At 59.5% G+C, this 17,412-nt stretch carries 12 protein-coding genes; 5 read left to right on the top strand and 7 right to left on the bottom strand.

The genetic code is table 11. From position 1 onward, the window contains the following. Window positions 1-13: 13 nt before the first annotated feature. The 7 genes from JQR87_RS11440 to JQR87_RS11410 all read right to left on the bottom strand — a co-directional run bounded on the left by JQR87_RS11440 (window position 14) and on the right by JQR87_RS11410 (window position 9,531). On the bottom strand, window positions 14-3,091 hold the full coding sequence (locus JQR87_RS11440; RefSeq protein WP_407297091.1) for an error-prone DNA polymerase: 3,078 nt from the start codon (window positions 3,089-3,091) through the stop codon (window positions 14-16). Further along, window positions 3,088-4,500: a Y-family DNA polymerase gene (locus JQR87_RS11435; RefSeq protein WP_407297734.1), complete on the bottom strand. Its 1,413-nt coding sequence runs from the start codon at window positions 4,498-4,500 to the stop codon at window positions 3,088-3,090. Before JQR87_RS11435 ends, JQR87_RS11440 begins: the two co-directional genes overlap by 4 nt. 2 nt (window positions 4,501-4,502) lie before the next feature. After that, window positions 4,503-5,120, bottom strand: coding sequence for a translesion DNA synthesis-associated protein ImuA (imuA, locus tag JQR87_RS11430; RefSeq protein ID WP_407297093.1), 618 nt, complete (start codon window positions 5,118-5,120; stop codon window positions 4,503-4,505). 110 nt (window positions 5,121-5,230) lie between these two features. Continuing rightward, window positions 5,231-5,554 carry a DUF3325 domain-containing protein gene (locus JQR87_RS11425; RefSeq protein ID WP_407297095.1) on the bottom strand — a complete coding sequence of 108 codons (324 nt, stop codon included), beginning with the start codon at window positions 5,552-5,554 and terminating at the stop codon, window positions 5,231-5,233. Continuing rightward, window positions 5,551-7,065, bottom strand: coding sequence for a PepSY-associated TM helix domain-containing protein (locus tag JQR87_RS11420; RefSeq protein WP_407297096.1), 1,515 nt, complete (start codon window positions 7,063-7,065; stop codon window positions 5,551-5,553). Before JQR87_RS11420 ends, JQR87_RS11425 begins: the two co-directional genes overlap by 4 nt. Beyond that, entirely contained in the window at window positions 7,062-7,358 is a 297-nt protein-coding gene (locus JQR87_RS11415; protein WP_407297097.1) for a DUF3649 domain-containing protein, read from the bottom strand. Before JQR87_RS11415 ends, JQR87_RS11420 begins: the two co-directional genes overlap by 4 nt. Before the next feature lie 13 nt (window positions 7,359-7,371). Next, window positions 7,372-9,531, bottom strand: coding sequence for a TonB-dependent siderophore receptor (locus tag JQR87_RS11410; RefSeq protein WP_407297099.1), 2,160 nt, complete (start codon window positions 9,529-9,531; stop codon window positions 7,372-7,374). Window positions 9,532-9,858: 327 nt separating this feature from the next. Here JQR87_RS11410 and mtnA point away from each other — a divergent pair, with 327 nt between their 5' ends. The 5 genes from mtnA to hisC all read left to right on the top strand — a co-directional run bounded on the left by mtnA (window position 9,859) and on the right by hisC (window position 17,389). Continuing rightward, complete coding sequence (gene mtnA, locus JQR87_RS11405; RefSeq protein WP_407297101.1) at window positions 9,859-10,935, top strand: S-methyl-5-thioribose-1-phosphate isomerase; 1,077 nt, start codon at window positions 9,859-9,861, stop codon at window positions 10,933-10,935. Window positions 10,936-11,050: 115 nt separating this feature from the next. Then, window positions 11,051-13,855 carry a DNA gyrase subunit A gene (gyrA, locus tag JQR87_RS11400; RefSeq protein WP_407297103.1) on the top strand — a complete coding sequence of 935 codons (2,805 nt, stop codon included), beginning with the start codon at window positions 11,051-11,053 and terminating at the stop codon, window positions 13,853-13,855. A 143-nt stretch (window positions 13,856-13,998) separates the two neighbouring features. Then, complete coding sequence (gene serC, locus JQR87_RS11395) at window positions 13,999-15,084, top strand: 3-phosphoserine/phosphohydroxythreonine transaminase (protein ID WP_407297105.1); 1,086 nt, start codon at window positions 13,999-14,001, stop codon at window positions 15,082-15,084. Beyond that, window positions 15,084-16,181 (top strand): prephenate dehydratase, encoded by a 1,098-nt coding sequence (gene pheA, locus JQR87_RS11390; RefSeq protein WP_407297107.1) that lies wholly within the window; start codon window positions 15,084-15,086, stop codon window positions 16,179-16,181. Before serC ends, pheA begins: the two co-directional genes overlap by 1 nt. Window positions 16,182-16,279: 98 nt before the next feature. Next, complete coding sequence (gene hisC, locus JQR87_RS11385) at window positions 16,280-17,389, top strand: histidinol-phosphate transaminase (RefSeq protein ID WP_407297109.1); 1,110 nt, start codon at window positions 16,280-16,282, stop codon at window positions 17,387-17,389. Window positions 17,390-17,412 lie beyond the last annotated feature (23 nt).

The raw sequence follows: 17,412 nt of genomic DNA, 5'->3' as shown, positions 1-17,412 counted from the left end.
TGCCTGCGTTTGATCACTGAAAGTCCCGGCTGCGCACGTCGAGGCCGGTGAGCATTGGGGTGAGATCGGTGAGACGCCCGGCGATAACGTGCCGTACGCCGTTTGCCGATTCCAGACGTCCATCGATTCGAAGCATCTGCGATTGGATCAGCACGCGTCGTTGCCGCTCTGCCAGGTCGTGCCAGACCACTACGTTGATCATGCCGAACTCGTCTTCCAGGGTGACGAAGATGACCCCGCTGGCCGTCTGTGGGCGCTGGCGACCAATGACCAGTCCGGCCACGCTGACCAGGCGACCATGCTCCACTTCCGTCAACTCTCGCGAACTGCGGCAACGTCGGTTTCGTAGCTGATCACGCAGCAATGCCAGCGGGTGGGGGCCAAGCGTGGTGCCCAGGGTGGCGTAATCGGTCATCAGCTCTTCCCCAACCGAGGGTAACGGCAATGGGATCGGCGCCTCCTGGGTCGTGACCTGCTGAGCGAACAGGGGCAGTTGGGGCTCGAAGCCGGCCACGGCCCAACGAGCCTGATGTCGGTGTCCGACAAGTTCTTTCAGGGCCCCGGCGTCGGCCAGCTGTTCACGCGCACGAGCATCCAGTCGGGCTCGTATGCACAGGTCGTCGATACCGGCGAAGGCTTGCTGCTCCCGAGCTGCCTCGATGCGATTCGCATCCACCTGACGAAAGCCACGCACCAGGCGCAGCCCCAGACGAATTGCTGGTTGCTCGGTGTCGGTCGGCTCGAGGCTGCAATCCCAGCCGCTGAAACGAACATCCAATGCACGGATTTCAAGGCCGTGACGACGGGCGTCCTGGAGAATCTGATCGGGATTGTAAAAGCCCATCGGCCAGCTGTTGATCAAGGCGCAGGCGAAGGCGGCCGGCTCATGACATTTGAGCCAGCAGCTGGCATAGGTGAGCAGGGCGAAGCTGGCCGCATGGGATTCGGGGAAGCCGTAACTGCTGAATCCTTTGATCTGTTCGAATATCCGCGCGATGAATTCCGGGGTGTAGCCACGGGCAAGCATGCGCTCACTCAGCCGCACGCGGTGCGGCTCGAGGCTGCCGTGGCGCTTCCAGGCGGCCATGGCGCGGCGCAGCTTGTCGGCTTCATCGGCGGTGTATTCGGCGGCGACAATTGCCAGCTCCATCACCTGTTCTTGAAACAGGGGTACGCCAAGGGTGCGCTCGAACACCGGTTTCAGCTCTTCTGACGGATACTCCACCGGCTCTTCGTTATTGCGCCGGCGCAGGTAAGGATGAACCATATCGCCCTGAATCGGCCCGGGTCGCACGATGGCGACCTGAATGACCAGGTCGTAGAACGTCCTTGGTCGCAGCCGGGGCAGCATGGCCATTTGTGCTCGCGATTCGATTTGAAAAACGCCGATGGTGTCGGCGCGGCTGATCATCTCGTAGGTCGGCCGGTCTTCCTTGGGCAGCGTGGCAATGGTCCACTGCGTGCCGCGATAGCGAGCAATAAGATCGAAGCAACGGCGCAACGCACTGAGCATGCCGAGCGCCAGTACATCGACCTTGAGCAGGCCGACCACATCGAGATCGTCCTTGTCCCACTGGATCACGGTGCGATCGGCCATGCTGGCGTTCTCCACCGGCACCAGTGTATCCAGTGGATACTCGGAAATGACGAATCCCCCCGGGTGCTGTGAAAGGTGACGGGGAAAGCCAATCAATTCACCAGTGAGCACCAGAGCCCGACGCAGCACAGGGCTGTCTGGATCGAATCCGGCCTCCTTGAGCCGGGCGTCGTCGGGCACATGCTCACTCCAACGTCCACAGCAGTCGGCCAGTGCATTGACCTGATCCGGCGGCAGGCCAAGTGCCTTGGCTACGTCACGCAGTGCGCCTGTGGCGCGGTAGGAGCTGGCCACCGCAGTCAGTGCGGCGCGGTTGCGGCCGTAGCGACGAAACACATACTGAATCACTTCCTCGCGACGCTCATGCTCGAAGTCCACGTCAATGTCCGGCGGCTCGTTGCGCTCGCGTGAGAGGAAACGCTCGAACAGCAGCCGGCTATGCGAGGGGTCGAGTTCGGTGATACCCAGTACGAAACACACCGTCGAATTTGCTGCTGAACCACGACCCTGGCAGAGGATGTGGCGGTCCCGGGCAAAACGGACTATGTCGTGAACGGTGAGAAAATAGCTTTCGTAGTGCAACTCGGTGATCAGCTGCAGTTCATGCTCAACCAATGCACGGGCTTTTTCCGTCACGCCCCCCGGCCATCGCCATTTCATCCCGTCTTCGACCAGCTTGCGCAGCCAGGAGCTGGCATCGTAGCCGTTGGGTACCAGCTCATGTGGATACTGATATTTCAGTTCTTTGAGGTCGAATTGGCAGCGATCGGCGATACGCAATGTCTCGGCAAGCAACTCGGGCGGATACAGTTGGGCCAGTTCTGCGCGCCTGCGCAGGTGACGTTCGCCGTTGGGGAATAGATAGCGTCCGGCCTCGGCCACAGGTAGGTGATGGCGGATCGCGGTCATGCAATCCTGCAGGGCGCGACGACCTCGGGCATGCATATGCACATCCCCACAGGCTACTGCCGGTATACAAACGCGAGTGGCCAACGCCTGCAATTGGTGCCGGTGCGATTCATCATCCGGCCCGCGATGCAGCTCGATACCCAACCAGAGACGTGCCGGAAAGCGCTCTCGCAGCCAGTGACCTTCGGCATCAGAATTTGGGTTGTGGGTGAGCCAGATGCCCAACAGTCCATCCAAAGGCTCGCTCAGATCATCGGGCAGCAACTGGTATTGACCTTTTTCGGCGCGACGTCTTGCACAGGTAATGAGGCGGCACAAGCGCTGATACCCGAGCAAGTTCTCGACCAGCATCAGCAGCTTAGGGCCGTTCTCGATCTGCATCTCACTGCCAACTATCAACGGCAGGCCTGTTTCTTTGGATGCCTGCCAGGCACGAACGATGCCCGCCAGGGTGCATTCATCAGTAATTGCCAGGGCTCGATAGCCCTGGCGTGAGGCGCGTTCGAACAGTTCTTTGGCACTGGAGGCGCCCCGTTGAAAGCTGAAGTTGGAGAGACAGTGCAGCTCGGCGTAAGCGGACATCATGCGAACCAGCCGTGCAGCATCAGCGGCCCTCCCGTCACTGAGCGGAAGGCCCAGCCGCGTTGGCCCGTGCGGGTTTCCACAAGGTAGTAGTCGCGGCGAACGTCACCTCCGTCCCACCAGCCCGACTCAATACGCTCGGGGCCAGAAAGAATGCGCAGCGAGGTTTCGTTGAGCGGTTTCGACTCGTCCAGAAGCCAGCCGGGGCGAGGTGCTGTATTCAATGACGGCTCGAGGTGAGTGGCATGCTGCGGTCGCCAGGCACATTCGGGGCGATGGTCGGCGCGAGCAGCAAGCCCCTGTACGGCATCGTCACCCAAGCGAGCTCGCAATCGCTCGCGAAGTTGCTCCCACGGCAATGACTGCTGCGGTCGTTCATCGAAGAGTTCACGATGCTCCGGGACGAATGCTGGCAGCTGGTGCGCAATCAGTCGTATTGCTAGTACCGGTGCGGGCAGTTGCAAGTGCTCGAGGCGACCCCGGGTCAGCTCGAACAGCATGGCCGGGTCGCGCTCCGCACCGAGCAAACCGACCGGTAGCAGGCTTTCGGGCAGGCTGCGGTGCTCAAGGTGCAAGGTGAAACGTTGAACCCCACTGTCTCGGCCAGCCAGGTATGCCGCGAGATCTGCAGTCAGACGGCGTAGCGGGAATAATAAAGCCTGATGCGATTCGACTTCGAAGTTCAGCTCGATACGTGCTTCGAAACGGTCAGGCGGACGATAGAAATTCATGCCCAGCGGGCGATGTTCCAGCAGGGTGTCGAGGGGTCTCAGTGCCTCTGGCGGGAACCGCTTCGCCAGACCATCCCGAGGCAGTGCCAGCAGTTGATTGAAGACCCGTAACCCCATTCGACCCAATGCATTCGAGACATCGCGGGGCAAGCCGAGGCGATCGACTGGCGTATCGGCCAGTACCTGATGCAGCGTCCGGGTGTCTGTTACCGCCAATCCGTCGTGCACGTTGGCCAGTACGCGGGCGGCTGCAGGGTTGGGTGCCAGCGTGATGCGGTGACGAAAGCCCAGCGCGTTAAGCTCTGTGCGCAAGCGTGCCTCCAGACGAGGCCAGGGACCGAACAGTCCGAGACTGGACTGTACTTCCATGAGCAGACAGCGCGGGTAGTGCAGGCTGACCTGTGAACTGAAACCGTAGGCCCAGGCAGCGAGGAACTGCTCCCAGCGCTCGATAGAGGCCTGGTCATACTCGGCAGTCTCGAATTCTCGGGTCAGCGCGTGGGCTGCAACCAATGTTTGACCAGGCTTCAGCCCGAGTGCCCGCCCCGCCGGGTTTACAGCCTGGAGTACCCGGCGCTGCGGCGTACCGCTCAGCAATGCCAGTGGCGCTTCGGCATCGGAGCGGTTACGCAACACCCCGTCCATGGCCAGTTGCGGCAGCAGGATGCAGGCCCAGAGCATACTCACTGCCACCCAACTGCTGAAATCGGCTGGACGGGCGCCAGCCCGCCACGGCACTTGAGTACACGTACTTGAGCCGGCTGAGCTTCGACTGCCAAGCGCAGTGCCGCGGGTGATGGGTTTACCGCTTCGCGGAGAGAGCGATAGGCGAATGCCAGCGTCTGCCCGGTTTCTGCGGCCACTTGCAGGCGACGTAATGCCCGATCATCCGCTTTCTGAGGCCAGCACAGCACGGCGCCACAGCTGCCCGAACGCAGGCATTGTTCCGCAGCCCACAAGACGTCACGTCCTTGCGCCTGAACGATGCTGAGTTGGCGCAGGTCGACGCCAGCAGCGAGCCAGGCATGAGGGAAGGGCAAGTGAGGCGGGGCGATCAGCACTACTCGTTCACCGGCACTGGTCAGGCGCGCCAGGGTGGGCCAGACCAGCCGTAATTCGCCGATACCGGAGGTGGCGATCAGCAGCTCACTCAGAGCCGAGTCCGGCCACCCTCCGCCGGGCAATGCGGCGTCGAGGAAGGGGTGTCCGGTTGGCTGGTTACTCGTCGAGACGACGCTGGGCTGGCCGCGCCATAGCCGGCGTGCATCGAGCAATCGATCAAGGGAGACAACGGAGGACATGATGAACAGCAAATCCAGAATACTGTATATAGATACAGTATTCTGCTTTGCCTGAGTGCGGGTCAAGTCGATGTGATGAACGTCATCGGCTTGGGGTTATGAAACCCTGTTTACATCAGGGCGTTGAGTGCTCCCACCAAACTGAGTGCGGCGCCCATAGGCAGTGCCATGCGCTCACGCCAGGCGAGCATCAGGCCTACCAGCAGCCCAGCGCACATCAACTGGCCCAGACAAACCACCAGGCCTATCGATACACCCAGCGCTGCCACGTCCAGCATGACGATTGCGATCAATGCCCCACCTGCCAGCAGGCGCAGCCCACGTTGCCGAAGGGAACTCGGTGCGTGATCGAACAATTGACGATGATGGCGGGGCATAGCCAGGCACAGCGCAAGCATGGCCACGTAAGCCAATGCAAAAGCGAATAGCGTCATGGCGATACCTCCTGCATGCGCCTGTCACGGGCCGGTCGCGCCTCGGGGCGAGCAACCGCCCGCCAGGCACACACCAACCCGACTGCAAGCAATACCAGGTCAATGCCCAAGAGTGTCATGTCACCTCGTGCCAGGCTCGCAACAAGGTTGCCCTGCGGCGCTACGATGCCGTTCAGCGCAGGCAGGCCAAGGGCGAGAATAGCCAGCACAGCAAACAACTGACGGCTGGTGCGGGCGGGTTGGCTGGGCCTGATGCAAGCGAAAGCCGCCACTGCCAGCCAGCTCAAGGCGAAGCTCCAGCCTTCGGCTGCCGCCCGGTCAGGCAGGGCGTCCGGCAATAGACGGTTGGCCCAGAGCAGCGTCAACGTCGCGATGGGTAACCCGAAAAAAACCGCTCCGTTAAGCGCTCGAACCACTGTCAGTCCTTTGAGCTGCCGAGCCTCACGCTTGCGCAACCAGACCGCTGAACCTGCAACCAGCATGGCGCAGCCTGCCAGTCCCATCAGGCCATAGAACACTCGAACGATCTGCCCACCGAATTGAGCCATGTGCAACCCGACCATCCACATATAGGCCTCGTAACTGGTAGGTGCCTGCTGTTGCTGGAGCAATTCGCCAGTGGTTGCGTCGAAAATGAGGGTGTCCTGGGGTGAAGCGATGCGTGAGGAATCAAGCCGACGAATGCTGACCACTGCCGAGGCGTCGAAGGGGTGCTCGACGATCAGCCAGCCCGGTTCGCCGCCATCCCAGCGATGACGAGCATCATTGATCAAACCGTCCAGGGAGGTTTGCTCACCTGCTGGCTTGTCCATTTCGTTGCGGTGATAGCCGCCCTGAACCTCCTCGAAAAAGGCCAGCGGATCTCCGTCATAAGCCACCATTGCGCCGGCCGGCATATAGGTGGCCACGAAAATGGCGACCCCGGTATAGGCCAAGACCAAATGGAAGGGCAGGCCGATCACACCGAACAGGTTGTGGGCATCAAGCCAGGCACGTTGGCCGTTGGCCTGTGGCCGCAGGGTAAAGAAGTCCTTGAAGATGCGCCTGTGAACGATGATTCCGGACACCAGCGCGACCAACATGAACATGCCTGCGAGACCGACGATATACATGCCGATCGTACCTGCCTGCAGGTTGTAGTGCAGGGTGAAGAAGAACTCGCCGCCCAGCGTTTCCGGCATTGGCTTGCCAGTTGAGGGGTCGAACGCAGCTCGGCCTCGTTCGCCCGTACCGTCTTTTTCCCAACCCAGCCTCCAGTAAGGTTCGCGTTCGGTGGGGCCGTGCAGCCAGTAGGCATGTAGAGGGCCTTCAACATTGGCATCCAACCACTGCCGGACGTTGTCAGCACTGATATTGCTGGTTGCAGGCACGTGCAACGCCGGGCGCATCCAGCGCTCGATTTCCTTGTCGAAACAGGCCAGCGTGCCGGCAAACAGAATGACAAATAGCAACCAGCTGGGCAGGAGTCCGCCCCAGGTATGCAGCCCTGCCATCGATTGACGTAAGGTCACGGTCGGGTCCTCCATTCAACAGGCAGATAAGCGGCCAGGCACAACAGTACCGTCAACGCTCCCAGCCAAAGCCAGGCCCGCAAGGCGCTGCGGGCCGCAAAGGTATAGATGGCAGCAGCCACCCAGACGGCAAAACAGAGCAGGCTTGCCGTGACCACTCGATCCGCGCGCCCCAACGGCAAGTAAACGGATAGGAAGGCAGTAACGCCGAATGCCAGCGCATAACCCCCGAACAGTGCAGCCGTGATGCGTCCGGCTAGATCCAGCCATCGCCGCGTTAAGGTTGCGTTCATTGAAGACCCTTCATCAGAAGCTGTAACTGACGGTGCCGACGACAGTACGACGATTGCCGACGAAGCAGTCGCCACGTGCCAGGCAGGTGGTGTAATAGGTTTCGTCTTCCAGATTGGTAGCGTTGAGCCTGAAAGCCCAGTCCTGATAGCGATAGCCGAGCATGGCATCGAATAGGGTAGTCGAAGGAGTTTTCAGAGTGTCGCGTCCGTCCCAACTTGCGCCAACGTAGCGCGCACCGACACCCGCCTCGAAGCCAGAAACGCCGAACAGCGAGAAGCGATGCTGCGACCACAGTGATGCCATGTGCTCGGGTATCGACGCGATGCGGGCTCCTTCTTCGGCTGGCGAACCTTCGGTGATTTCGGTGTCGAGGTGGGTGTAGGTGGCGATCAGATCCCACATCGGGGTGATGGCCGTCAGCGCTTCGAGCTCAAGGCCGCGTATACGAACCTCGCCTGTTTGCACGGTGTTGTTAGGGCGAATCGGGTCGGGCATCTGCCGATTCAGTTCGCGTAGATCGAACATGGCGGCGGTATAAAGGCTTTGGCTATCCGCCGGCTGATATTTGATCCCCAGCTCCCATTGTTCGCCTTCCCTGGGTTTGAAGGATTGGCGGTCTACATCCAAGCCGATAGTAGGCAGGAATGACTCGCTGTAGCTGAGGTATGGCGCTACGCCGTTGTCGAACAGGTAGGTGAGCCCGACGCGTCCGGTAACCGCGTCATCCTTTTGCCGTGTGCCGCCTTCGGTGCGGTTGTCTGCCCAGTCCTTGCGCAAGCCCAAAGTCAATAACCAACGCTCGTACTTGAGCTGGTCTTGAACATAGAGGCCCTGTTGGGCGATGGTCTGATCCGGCATGTCGGAGTAGGTCACAATTGAAGGGTCGAAGGTGCCGTAGACCGGGGCGTAGAGATCGAGCGGAGTCGCTGCGCCACCTGCGCGCTTCTGGCGAGAATCCGCGTGCTGATAATCACTGCCAATCAGTAGGGTATGTTGGATCGGGCCCGTATCGAATAATGCTTGGGCATTGTGGTCGGCAACCCAGGCATCGACCTCGGTCTTGGCACCGTAGTAAATGCGATTCAAGGTGCGATCATCAGCATTGAGTTCAAGGGGCCTGAAGCTACCGTAGATCTGCTGATAACTGACTTCGCTTTCCTGGTAGCGCAGGTTCTGCCGTAGCGTCCAGACATCATCCAGGCGCCAGCTAAGTTGTGAGGTCAGGGCGAGCTGTTCGGTGTCGTATTCGTCATAGTCAGGTTCACCAACGAACAGGTCAGTGTCGAACCGGCCATAGGGCGCATCCAGAACAGTTCCGCGGTGGGGCAGAAACATGGAGCTGGGGACGCTATCGTCGCGTTGGACGTTCGCCAATAGCGTCCACTCGATGCTATCGGTGGGTCGCCAAGTGATCGAAGGCATCAGAACCAGTCGCTCGCTATCGACGTAATTGCCCTGGCTGCCACTCTCCCCAGCGATGGTGACGACGCGATAGAGCAGGCTGCCGTCCTCTGTGAGTGGGCCGGTGGTATCCACTGCGATTTGCTTGTGGTCGTTATTGCCGTATTGAAGCTGCAGATGAGTTTTCTGGGCTTCGCGAGGCCGTTTGCTGACCTGATTGACCAGGCCGCCGACCGGGCTTTGCCCATAGAGCATCGATGACGGTCCCTTGAGTACTTCAATTCTTTCCAGCGTAAAGGGATCCGTGCGTACGTTTGTGTAGCTGCCGAAGCTCTGTTGTAAGCCGTCCAGGAACAGGACCGGCGATGCACCGCGTATGAGAGCGAAGTCGCCGCGGCTATCGAGTCCGTAAGCCTCGCCGCGCACGCCAGCGGTATAGCGCAAGGCATCCTGTAGCGTCAGAGCACCCTGGTCACGCATGCGGTCTGCTGTAATCACGCTGATCGACTGGGGGATTTGCAAAATTGGGGTGTCGGTCTTCGTGCCAGTTTGCGTCCGTGTCGCAACGTAGCCATCGACCGGCCCGTCGCCGCGCTCGGCCTCGCTCGCCACGACACTTTGGGCGGGAAGCTCATAAGCTGCAGTGTCCGCTCCGGTTTTTTCTTCCAGAGCTTGCGCGAAAACAGCTGTACTGAGCGAGACTGCAGGAATGGCGAGCGTGGCGGTGCGTACCGCTTCAAACAACAGGCGCAAGGAAGGATGACTACTCATGCTAATCGGTCCTGAGGGGAATAGATGCGCATGTTAATGCGAATACTTAGTGTTTGTAATCAGTCTATGGTTTGTAGTGTCCGTGCTGCTATAGCTGAGCTCGGTTTTCTGGACTTCGATGACCATCCGCCTCTGCTTGTGCTAGTAAAATCAGTGGATTAGGATTCGCGACCGGGTACACGGTGCAGGCGAGAAATCGGTTCGCCGTCCCGATCTTTTGAAGCGAAGAAGCCCGGCCTCGAAACGACCGGGCTTCTTTGTTTTTCGGCCCTGATGGCGCCTCGAGCGCTCGTCAGCCAGGCCGCAGCCAACCAGGAGAGTCATGCCATGCGCGAACGTTTGTTGGCCACGGAGAAGGTAAAGGCCATCGAATGGGAGGGCGGGCAGCTTCACCTGCTCGACCAGCGCAAGCTGCCGCAAAATGAGCACTGGTACACCTGCGAATCCGTTGCGGCCGTATCCATGGCCATCCGTGAACTGATTGTGCGCGGTGCGCCGGCCGTTGGTATCAGTGCCGCCTACGGTGTCGTAATCGGCCTCAGGGCCCGTCTTGCGGAAGGCGGCGACTGGCGTGAGGCCCTCGAGTCCGATTTCGCAGCGCTGGCTGAGGCGCGCCCCACCGCTGTCAATCTGCACTGGGCGTTGAACCAGATGCGTGAGCGGCTCGCTCGTCTCAAGCCTGGCGAGGATCCGCTGACCGCCGCTGAGGCGCAGGCTGCTTCGATTCACGCCAGCGATCGTGAAGCCAATCTGACCATGGCGCAATTAGGTGTCGATCTGATTCGCAAGCATCAAGGTAACTCTCAAAACGTCCTCACTCATTGCAATACCGGTGCATTGGCTACCGGAGGATTCGGCACTGCGCTCGGCGTGATTCGCGCGGCGCACCTCGAAGGGCTGGTCGAATGTGTCTATGTCGATGAAACCCGTCCTTGGTTGCAGGGCTCCAGGCTGACCGCTTGGGAGCTGGCTGGGGAGGGGGTGCCGGTCATGGTCAATACCGACTCGGCGGCGGCGCACCTGATGAAGACGAGAGGGATCACCTGGGTAATCGTTGGGGCCGATCAGATCGCCGCCAACGGTGACGTAGCCAGCACGATCGGTACCTATCAGCTTTCCGTCTTGGCCATGCATCATGGCGTGCGGTTCATGGTGGTCGCGCCCAGTTCCTCGATAGACATGCAAGTGGAGACGGGCGATGACATCGTCATCGAAGAACGCGCTGCTCATGAACTGCTTGAAGTGAGCGGCCACCGGTTCTCGGCTGATGTCGAGGCATTCAATCCAGTGTTCGATGTGACGCCCGCTGACCTGATCGATGCCATCATCACCGAAAAAGGCATCGTGGAGCGGCCTAATGCAGCCAAGCTCGCGACACTGATGAGCCGAAAACGACTTCATTGATCAGTCAGGCCGAAGCTTATGGCGGATGCGCTTCCTGAAGCCTCCGGCTTGCCAGCTGTGATACCATTCCGCGCTTAATCGCAGGACCCTGCTGACTAAAAGGAACCAGGCTTCCATGGGCGAACTGGCCAAAGAAATCCTCCCGGTCAATATCGAAGACGAACTCAAGCAGTCCTATCTCGATTACGCAATGAGCGTAATCGTAGGTCGTGCGCTGCCGGATGCGCGCGACGGATTGAAGCCTGTGCATCGCCGTGTGCTTTACGCCATGAGCGAGCTGGGTAATGACTGGAACAAGCCGTACAAGAAATCCGCCCGTGTGGTCGGTGACGTAATCGGTAAATACCATCCTCACGGCGACTCGGCTGTCTACGACACCATCGTGCGGATGGCGCAGCCCTTCTCGCTGCGCTACATGCTGGTTGACGGCCAGGGCAACTTCGGTTCGGTGGACGGCGATAACGCTGCGGCCATGCGATACACCGAAGTGCGGATGGCCAAGCTGGCGCACGAACTGCTGGCGGACCTGGACAAGGAAACCGTCGACTGGGTGCCCAACTACGATGGCACCGAGCAGATTCCGGCGGTCATGCCGACCAAGATTCCGAACCTGCTGGTCAACGGTTCCAGCGGTATTGCCGTCGGCATGGCGACCAACATCCCCCCGCACAACCTGGGTGAGGTCATCGACGGTTGCCTGGCGCTGATCGAGAACGCCGATATCACGGTCGATGAACTCATGCAGTTCATCCCTGGGCCGGACTTCCCCACCGCGGGCATCATCAACGGCCGCGCCGGTATCATTGAAGCCTACCGCACGGGTCGCGGGCGTATTTACATGCGCGCCCGCTCGATCATCGAAGACATTGACAAGGTCGGTGGCCGTCAGCAGATCGTCATCACCGAGTTGCCTTATCAGTTGAACAAGGCACGCCTGATCGAAAAGATCGCCGAGCTGGTCAAGGAAAAGAAGCTCGAAGGCATCACTGAACTACGCGACGAATCCGACAAGGACGGCATGCGCGTGGTTATTGAACTGCGTCGTGGTGAAGTGCCGGAGGTCGTTCTCAACAACCTCTATGCCCAAACCCAGCTGCAAAGCGTGTTCGGCATCAACGTGGTAGCGCTCATAGACGGCCAGCCACGTACGCTCAATCTCAAAGAGCTACTTGAGGCTTTCGTTCGCCATCGCCGCGAAGTAGTGACCCGGCGGACCGTCTATGAGCTGCGCAAGGCGCGTGAGCGTGGGCATATCCTTGAAGGTCAAGCGGTCGCGTTGTCCAACATTGACCCGGTTATCGCCCTGATCAAGGCGTCGCCAACCCCGGCTGAAGCCAAAGAAGCATTGATTGCCGAGGCCTGGGAGTCCAGCGCTGTCGAGTCGATGGTCGAGCGCGCCGGTGCCGATTCCTGCCGTCCAGAAGGTCTCGATCCTCAATACGGTTTGCGCGATGGCAAATACTACCTCTCACCGGAACAGGCCCAGGCCATTCTCGACCTGCGCCTGCATCGCCTGACTGGTCTCGAGCACGAAAAGCTGCTCAGCGAATATCAGGAAATTCTGACCCAGATCGGCGAGTTGATCCGCATTCTGACGAATCCGGTGCGCCTGATGGAGGTCATCCGCGAGGAGCTCGAAGGCGTCAAGCGTGACTTCGGCGACGCGCGCCGCACCGAAATTCTCGAGGCGCGCCTGGACCTGACCCTGGCTGACCTGATCACCGAAGAAGAACGTGTCGTCACCATTTCACATGGCGGCTACGCCAAGTCACAACCGCTTGCTGCCTACCAGGCGCAGCGCCGTGGTGGGCGTGGCAAGGCTGCCACCGGGGTGAAAGAAGAGGACTACGTCGAGCACTTGCTGGTCGCCAACAGCCACACCACACTTTTGCTGTTCTCCAGCAAGGGCAAAGTGTACTGGCTCAAGACCTATGAGATCCCCGAGGCGTCGCGTACCTCGCGCGGGCGACCGCTGGTCAATCTATTACCGCTTTCCGAAGGTGAGCACATCACCGCGATGTTGCAGGTCGATATCGAGGCGGCACGTCAGCAGCAGCTGAACGGCGATGATGATATCGAAGACGCCGAAATCATCAGCGAGAGCGACGAAATCGAAGAATCCATTGAGGGTGACGAGACCGACGAGTCGGTAGATGAGCCTACGGGCACCTACATCTTCATGGCGACTGCCAAGGGCACCGTGAAGAAGACGCCGCTCTCGCAGTTCTGCCGCCCGCGTAGTGTGGGTCTGATCGCGCTCAGCCTGGAAGAGGGCGACACCCTTATCGCAGCCGCCGTTACCGACGGTGCCCGTGAAGTGATGCTGTTCTCCGATGGCGGCAAGGTTATTCGGTTCAAGGAAAAGCACGTCCGCACGATGGGCCGTACTGCTCGCGGCGTGCGCGGCATGCGCCTTCCTGAGGGCCAGCGATTGATTTCGATGCTGATTCCCGAGCCGAATGCCCAGATTCTTACCGCCAGCCTCAACGGCTACGGCAAGCGCACCGTACTGGCTGAATTCCCGCGTCGCGGTCGTGGCGGTCAGGGTGTCATTGCCATGGTGTCCAATGAGCGCAACGGGCCTTTGGTTGGTGCTGTTCAGGTGCAGTCCGGTGAGGAAATCATGCTGATTTCCGATCAGGGCACCTTGGTACGTACTCGTGTAGATGAAGTCTCCTCGCTGGGTCGAAATACCCAGGGTGTGACCTTGATCAAGCTGGGCAAGAACGAGCATCTGGTCGGTCTGGAAAGGGTTCAGGAGCCATCCGAAGAGGACGTCCTTGAAGATATCGAGGCCGTTCTCGACGGCGAGGCGCTGGACAAGGAAATGCCTGTCGTCAGCACCGAGCCAAGTGAGGATGAGTTGCTGGGTGGCGGCGGAGATGTTCCGCCAGATGTTGTACCAACCGACGACGACTAGTCATGGCGGCGGCGAGCTTGAAAGCTTAGCCGCCGTTTCGTTGTAGGCTTTCCCGTTTCGAGCGAAGCAAGGCAAGCACTGCATCATGGCAAAGGCTATGGGCGGAGCGAGCAAGGTATCGACCGTTTTTGAGAGAACGAAAGATGAGCAAACGCGCCTTTAATTTCTGTGCAGGCCCGGCCGCGCTTCCTGAAGCCGTACTGCAGCGTGCCCAGGCAGAGCTTCTCGACTGGCGAGGCCGTGGTTTGTCAGTGATGGAAATGAGCCATCGCAGCGACGAGTACACGGCCATCGCGGAAAAAGCTGAGCAGGACCTGCGCGATCTGCTGAGTATTCCCTCGAATTACAAGGTGCTCTTTCTGCAAGGTGGTGCAAGCCAGCAATTTGCAGAGATTCCGCTGAATTTGCTGCCAGAAGATGGCGTAGCTGATTACATAGATACTGGCATCTGGTCACGTAAGAGCATTGAAGAAGCCAGGCGCTTCGGTCATATCAATGTCGCAGCCAGTGCCAAACCCTATGACTATCTCGCTCTTCCGGGCCAGAACGAGTGGACGCTGAGCCCCAACGCCTCGTACCTGCACTACGCAAGCAACGAAACCATTGGCGGGCTGCAGTTCGACTGGGTTCCTGATGTTGGCGATACACCGCTGGTGGTGGATATGTCCTCGGATATTCTCTCGCGCCAGTTGGACGTTTCCCGTTTCGGCCTGATCTACGCCGGTGCGCAGAAGAACATCGGCCCGTCAGGTCTGGTCGTGGTGATTGTCCGCGAGGACCTTCTTGGTCGCGCGCGATCCAGTTGCCCGACCATGCTCAATTACCAGATCGCAGCTGATAACGGCTCCATGTACAACACGCCTGCGACCTTCTCGTGGTACCTCTCGGGTCTGGTGTTCGAATGGCTGAAGGAGCAGGGTGGTGTCGAGGCTATGGAGCAACGCAACCGTGCGAAGAAGGACCTTCTCTACGGCGTTATCGATTCCAGTGACTTTTATTCAAACCCGATCGCAACCAATGCCCGGTCCTGGATGAATGTCCCGTTCAGGCTCGCCGATGAGAAACTGGATAAGGTCTTCCTGGCCGGTGCAGATGCGCGTGGCCTGCTCAACCTCAAGGGCCACCGGTCGGTGGGCGGTATGCGTGCTTCCATCTATAACGCGGTCGGTCTGGATGCGGTCGAGGCCCTGGTTGCCTATATGCGCGAATTCGAGAAGGAGCACGGCTGATGAGCGATGTCGACCGGCTGAAGGCGCTGCGTTTACGCATCGACAGTCTCGACGAGAGGATTCTCGAGCTGATCAGTGAGCGGGCTCGTTGCGCTCAGGACGTTGCACGGGTCAAGACGGCGTCTTTGGCTGAAGGCGAGGAGGCGGTGTTTTACCGCCCCGAGCGCGAAGCCTGGGTGCTCAAGCACATCATGGAACTGAACAAAGGGCCGCTCGACAACGAAGAGATGGCACGTCTGTTCCGCGAGATCATGTCGTCTTGCCTGGCGCTGGAGCAGCCGCTGCGCGTTGCCTACCTGGGGCCAGAAGGCACTTTCTCCCAAGCCGCGGCGCTCAAGCATTTTGGCCAGGCCGTTATCAGCAAGCCCATGGCAGCGATCGACGAAGTCTTTCGCGAGGTGGTTGCTGGCGCGGTCAATTTCGGGGTGGTGCCGGTGGAGAACTCTACCGAAGGCGCGGTCAACCACACCCTCGACAGTTTTCTCGAGCATGACATCGTTATCTGTGGTGAAGTCGAGTTGCGCATTCACCATCACTTGCTGGTGGGTGAAACGACCAAGACCGATCGCATCACGCGCATCTATTCGCATGCTCAATCGCTGGCGCAGTGCCGCAAGTGGCTCGATGCGCATTACCCCAACGTCGAGCGCGTTGCGGTATCCAGCAATGCCGACGCTGCGAAGCGGGTCAAGAGCGAGTGGAATTCCGCGGCGATCGCCGGAGACATGGCGGCTCAGCTCTACAGCTTGACCAAACTCGCCGAAAAAATCGAGGATCGCCCGGATAATTCAACGCGATTCCTCATCATTGGCAGTCAGGAAGTGCCGCCTACTGGCGACGACAAGACCTCGATCATCGTTTCCATGCGCAACAAGCCGGGCGCGCTGCACGATCTGCTGATGCCATTTCATTCCAACGGTATCGATCTCACCCGTATCGAAACGCGCCCATCACGCAGTGGCAAGTGGACGTACGTATTCTTCATCGACTGCATCGGCCATCACCAGGATCCTCTTATCAAGGATGTCTTGGAAAAAATCGGACACGAAGCGGTAGCGCTGAAGGTGCTGGGGTCTTATCCGAAAGCGGTTCTCTAATAAAGCGGCTGGAAGCCAGAAGTCCGAAGCTGTGAGTCGACGCAACACCGTTGCTCTCAAGCCCACGCTCCACGCTTTCAGTCCAGCGGAGCTGAATTATGTCGTGTGATTTCCTTGCCCTGGCTCAGCCAGGCGTGCAAAAGCTGTCGCCCTACGTGCCGGGCAAGCCAGTTGATGAGCTGGCTAGAGAGCTTGATCTCGACCCCGCCACAATCGTCAAGCTTGCCAGTAATGAGAACCCGCTGGGTCCCAGCCCGAAAGTTGTCGATGCCCTGAAGGCGCAGCTCGATGAACTTACCCGTTATCCTGATGGCAACGGCTTCGTGCTGAAACAGAAGCTGGCGGAGCGATGCGGCGTCAGCATCGACCAAGTTACGCTTGGTAATGGCTCCAACGATATCCTGGAACTGGTCGCACGTGCCTATCTCGCGCCGGGCCTCAATGCGGTTTTCAGCGAACATGCCTTTGCCGTCTATCCCATTGCCACCCAGGCGGTCGGCGCCCAGGCAAAGGAAGTGCCTGCCAAGCAATGGGGGCATGACCTGGACGCGATGCAGGCTGCCATCGATGAAAATACCCGGGTCGTCTTCATTGCAAATCCCAACAATCCCACCGGGACCTGGTTTGGAGCCGATGCTCTGGAGAGGTTTTTGGGTGCCGTGCCCGATCATGTACTGGTGGTCCTCGACGAAGCCTATATCGAGTATGCCGCTAACGGTGAGCTGCCGGATGGCCTGTCTTTCCTGAGCGCGCACCCGAACCTGCTGGTTTCCAGAACGTTTTCCAAAGCCTATGGGTTGGCGGCGCTGCGGGTCGGCTATGCGATTTGTTCGGCGCCGATTGCAGATGTTCTCAACCGTGTCCGCCAGCCATTCAACGTAAACAGCCTGGCGCTGGCCGCGGCTTGTGCCGCCCTGGATGATGTCGACTACCTGGCCAAAAGCCGGGCCATCAATACTGCTGGCATGGCACAGCTCGAGGCCGGCTTCGAGCAGTTGGGGCTTGAGTGGATACCTTCCAGAGGTAACTTCATAGCAGTCGATTTCCACCGTGATGCGGCACCGATCAATCAGGCGCTGCTGCGCGAGGGTGTGATCGTGCGACCCGTGGCTGGCTATGGCATGCCCACCTTTCTGCGGGTATCCATTGGCACCGAGGCCGAAAATTCAAGGTTTCTCGATGTCCTTCGCAAGGCGCTCGGGCGTTGAGCGCAAACAATGATCTGTTGCCC

The sequence above is a fragment of the Stutzerimonas stutzeri genome (assembly GCF_051028275.1).
GTDB lineage: Bacteria > Pseudomonadota > Gammaproteobacteria > Pseudomonadales > Pseudomonadaceae > Stutzerimonas > Stutzerimonas stutzeri_AS.
This window is presented reverse-complemented; position numbering and strand designations above follow the sequence as displayed.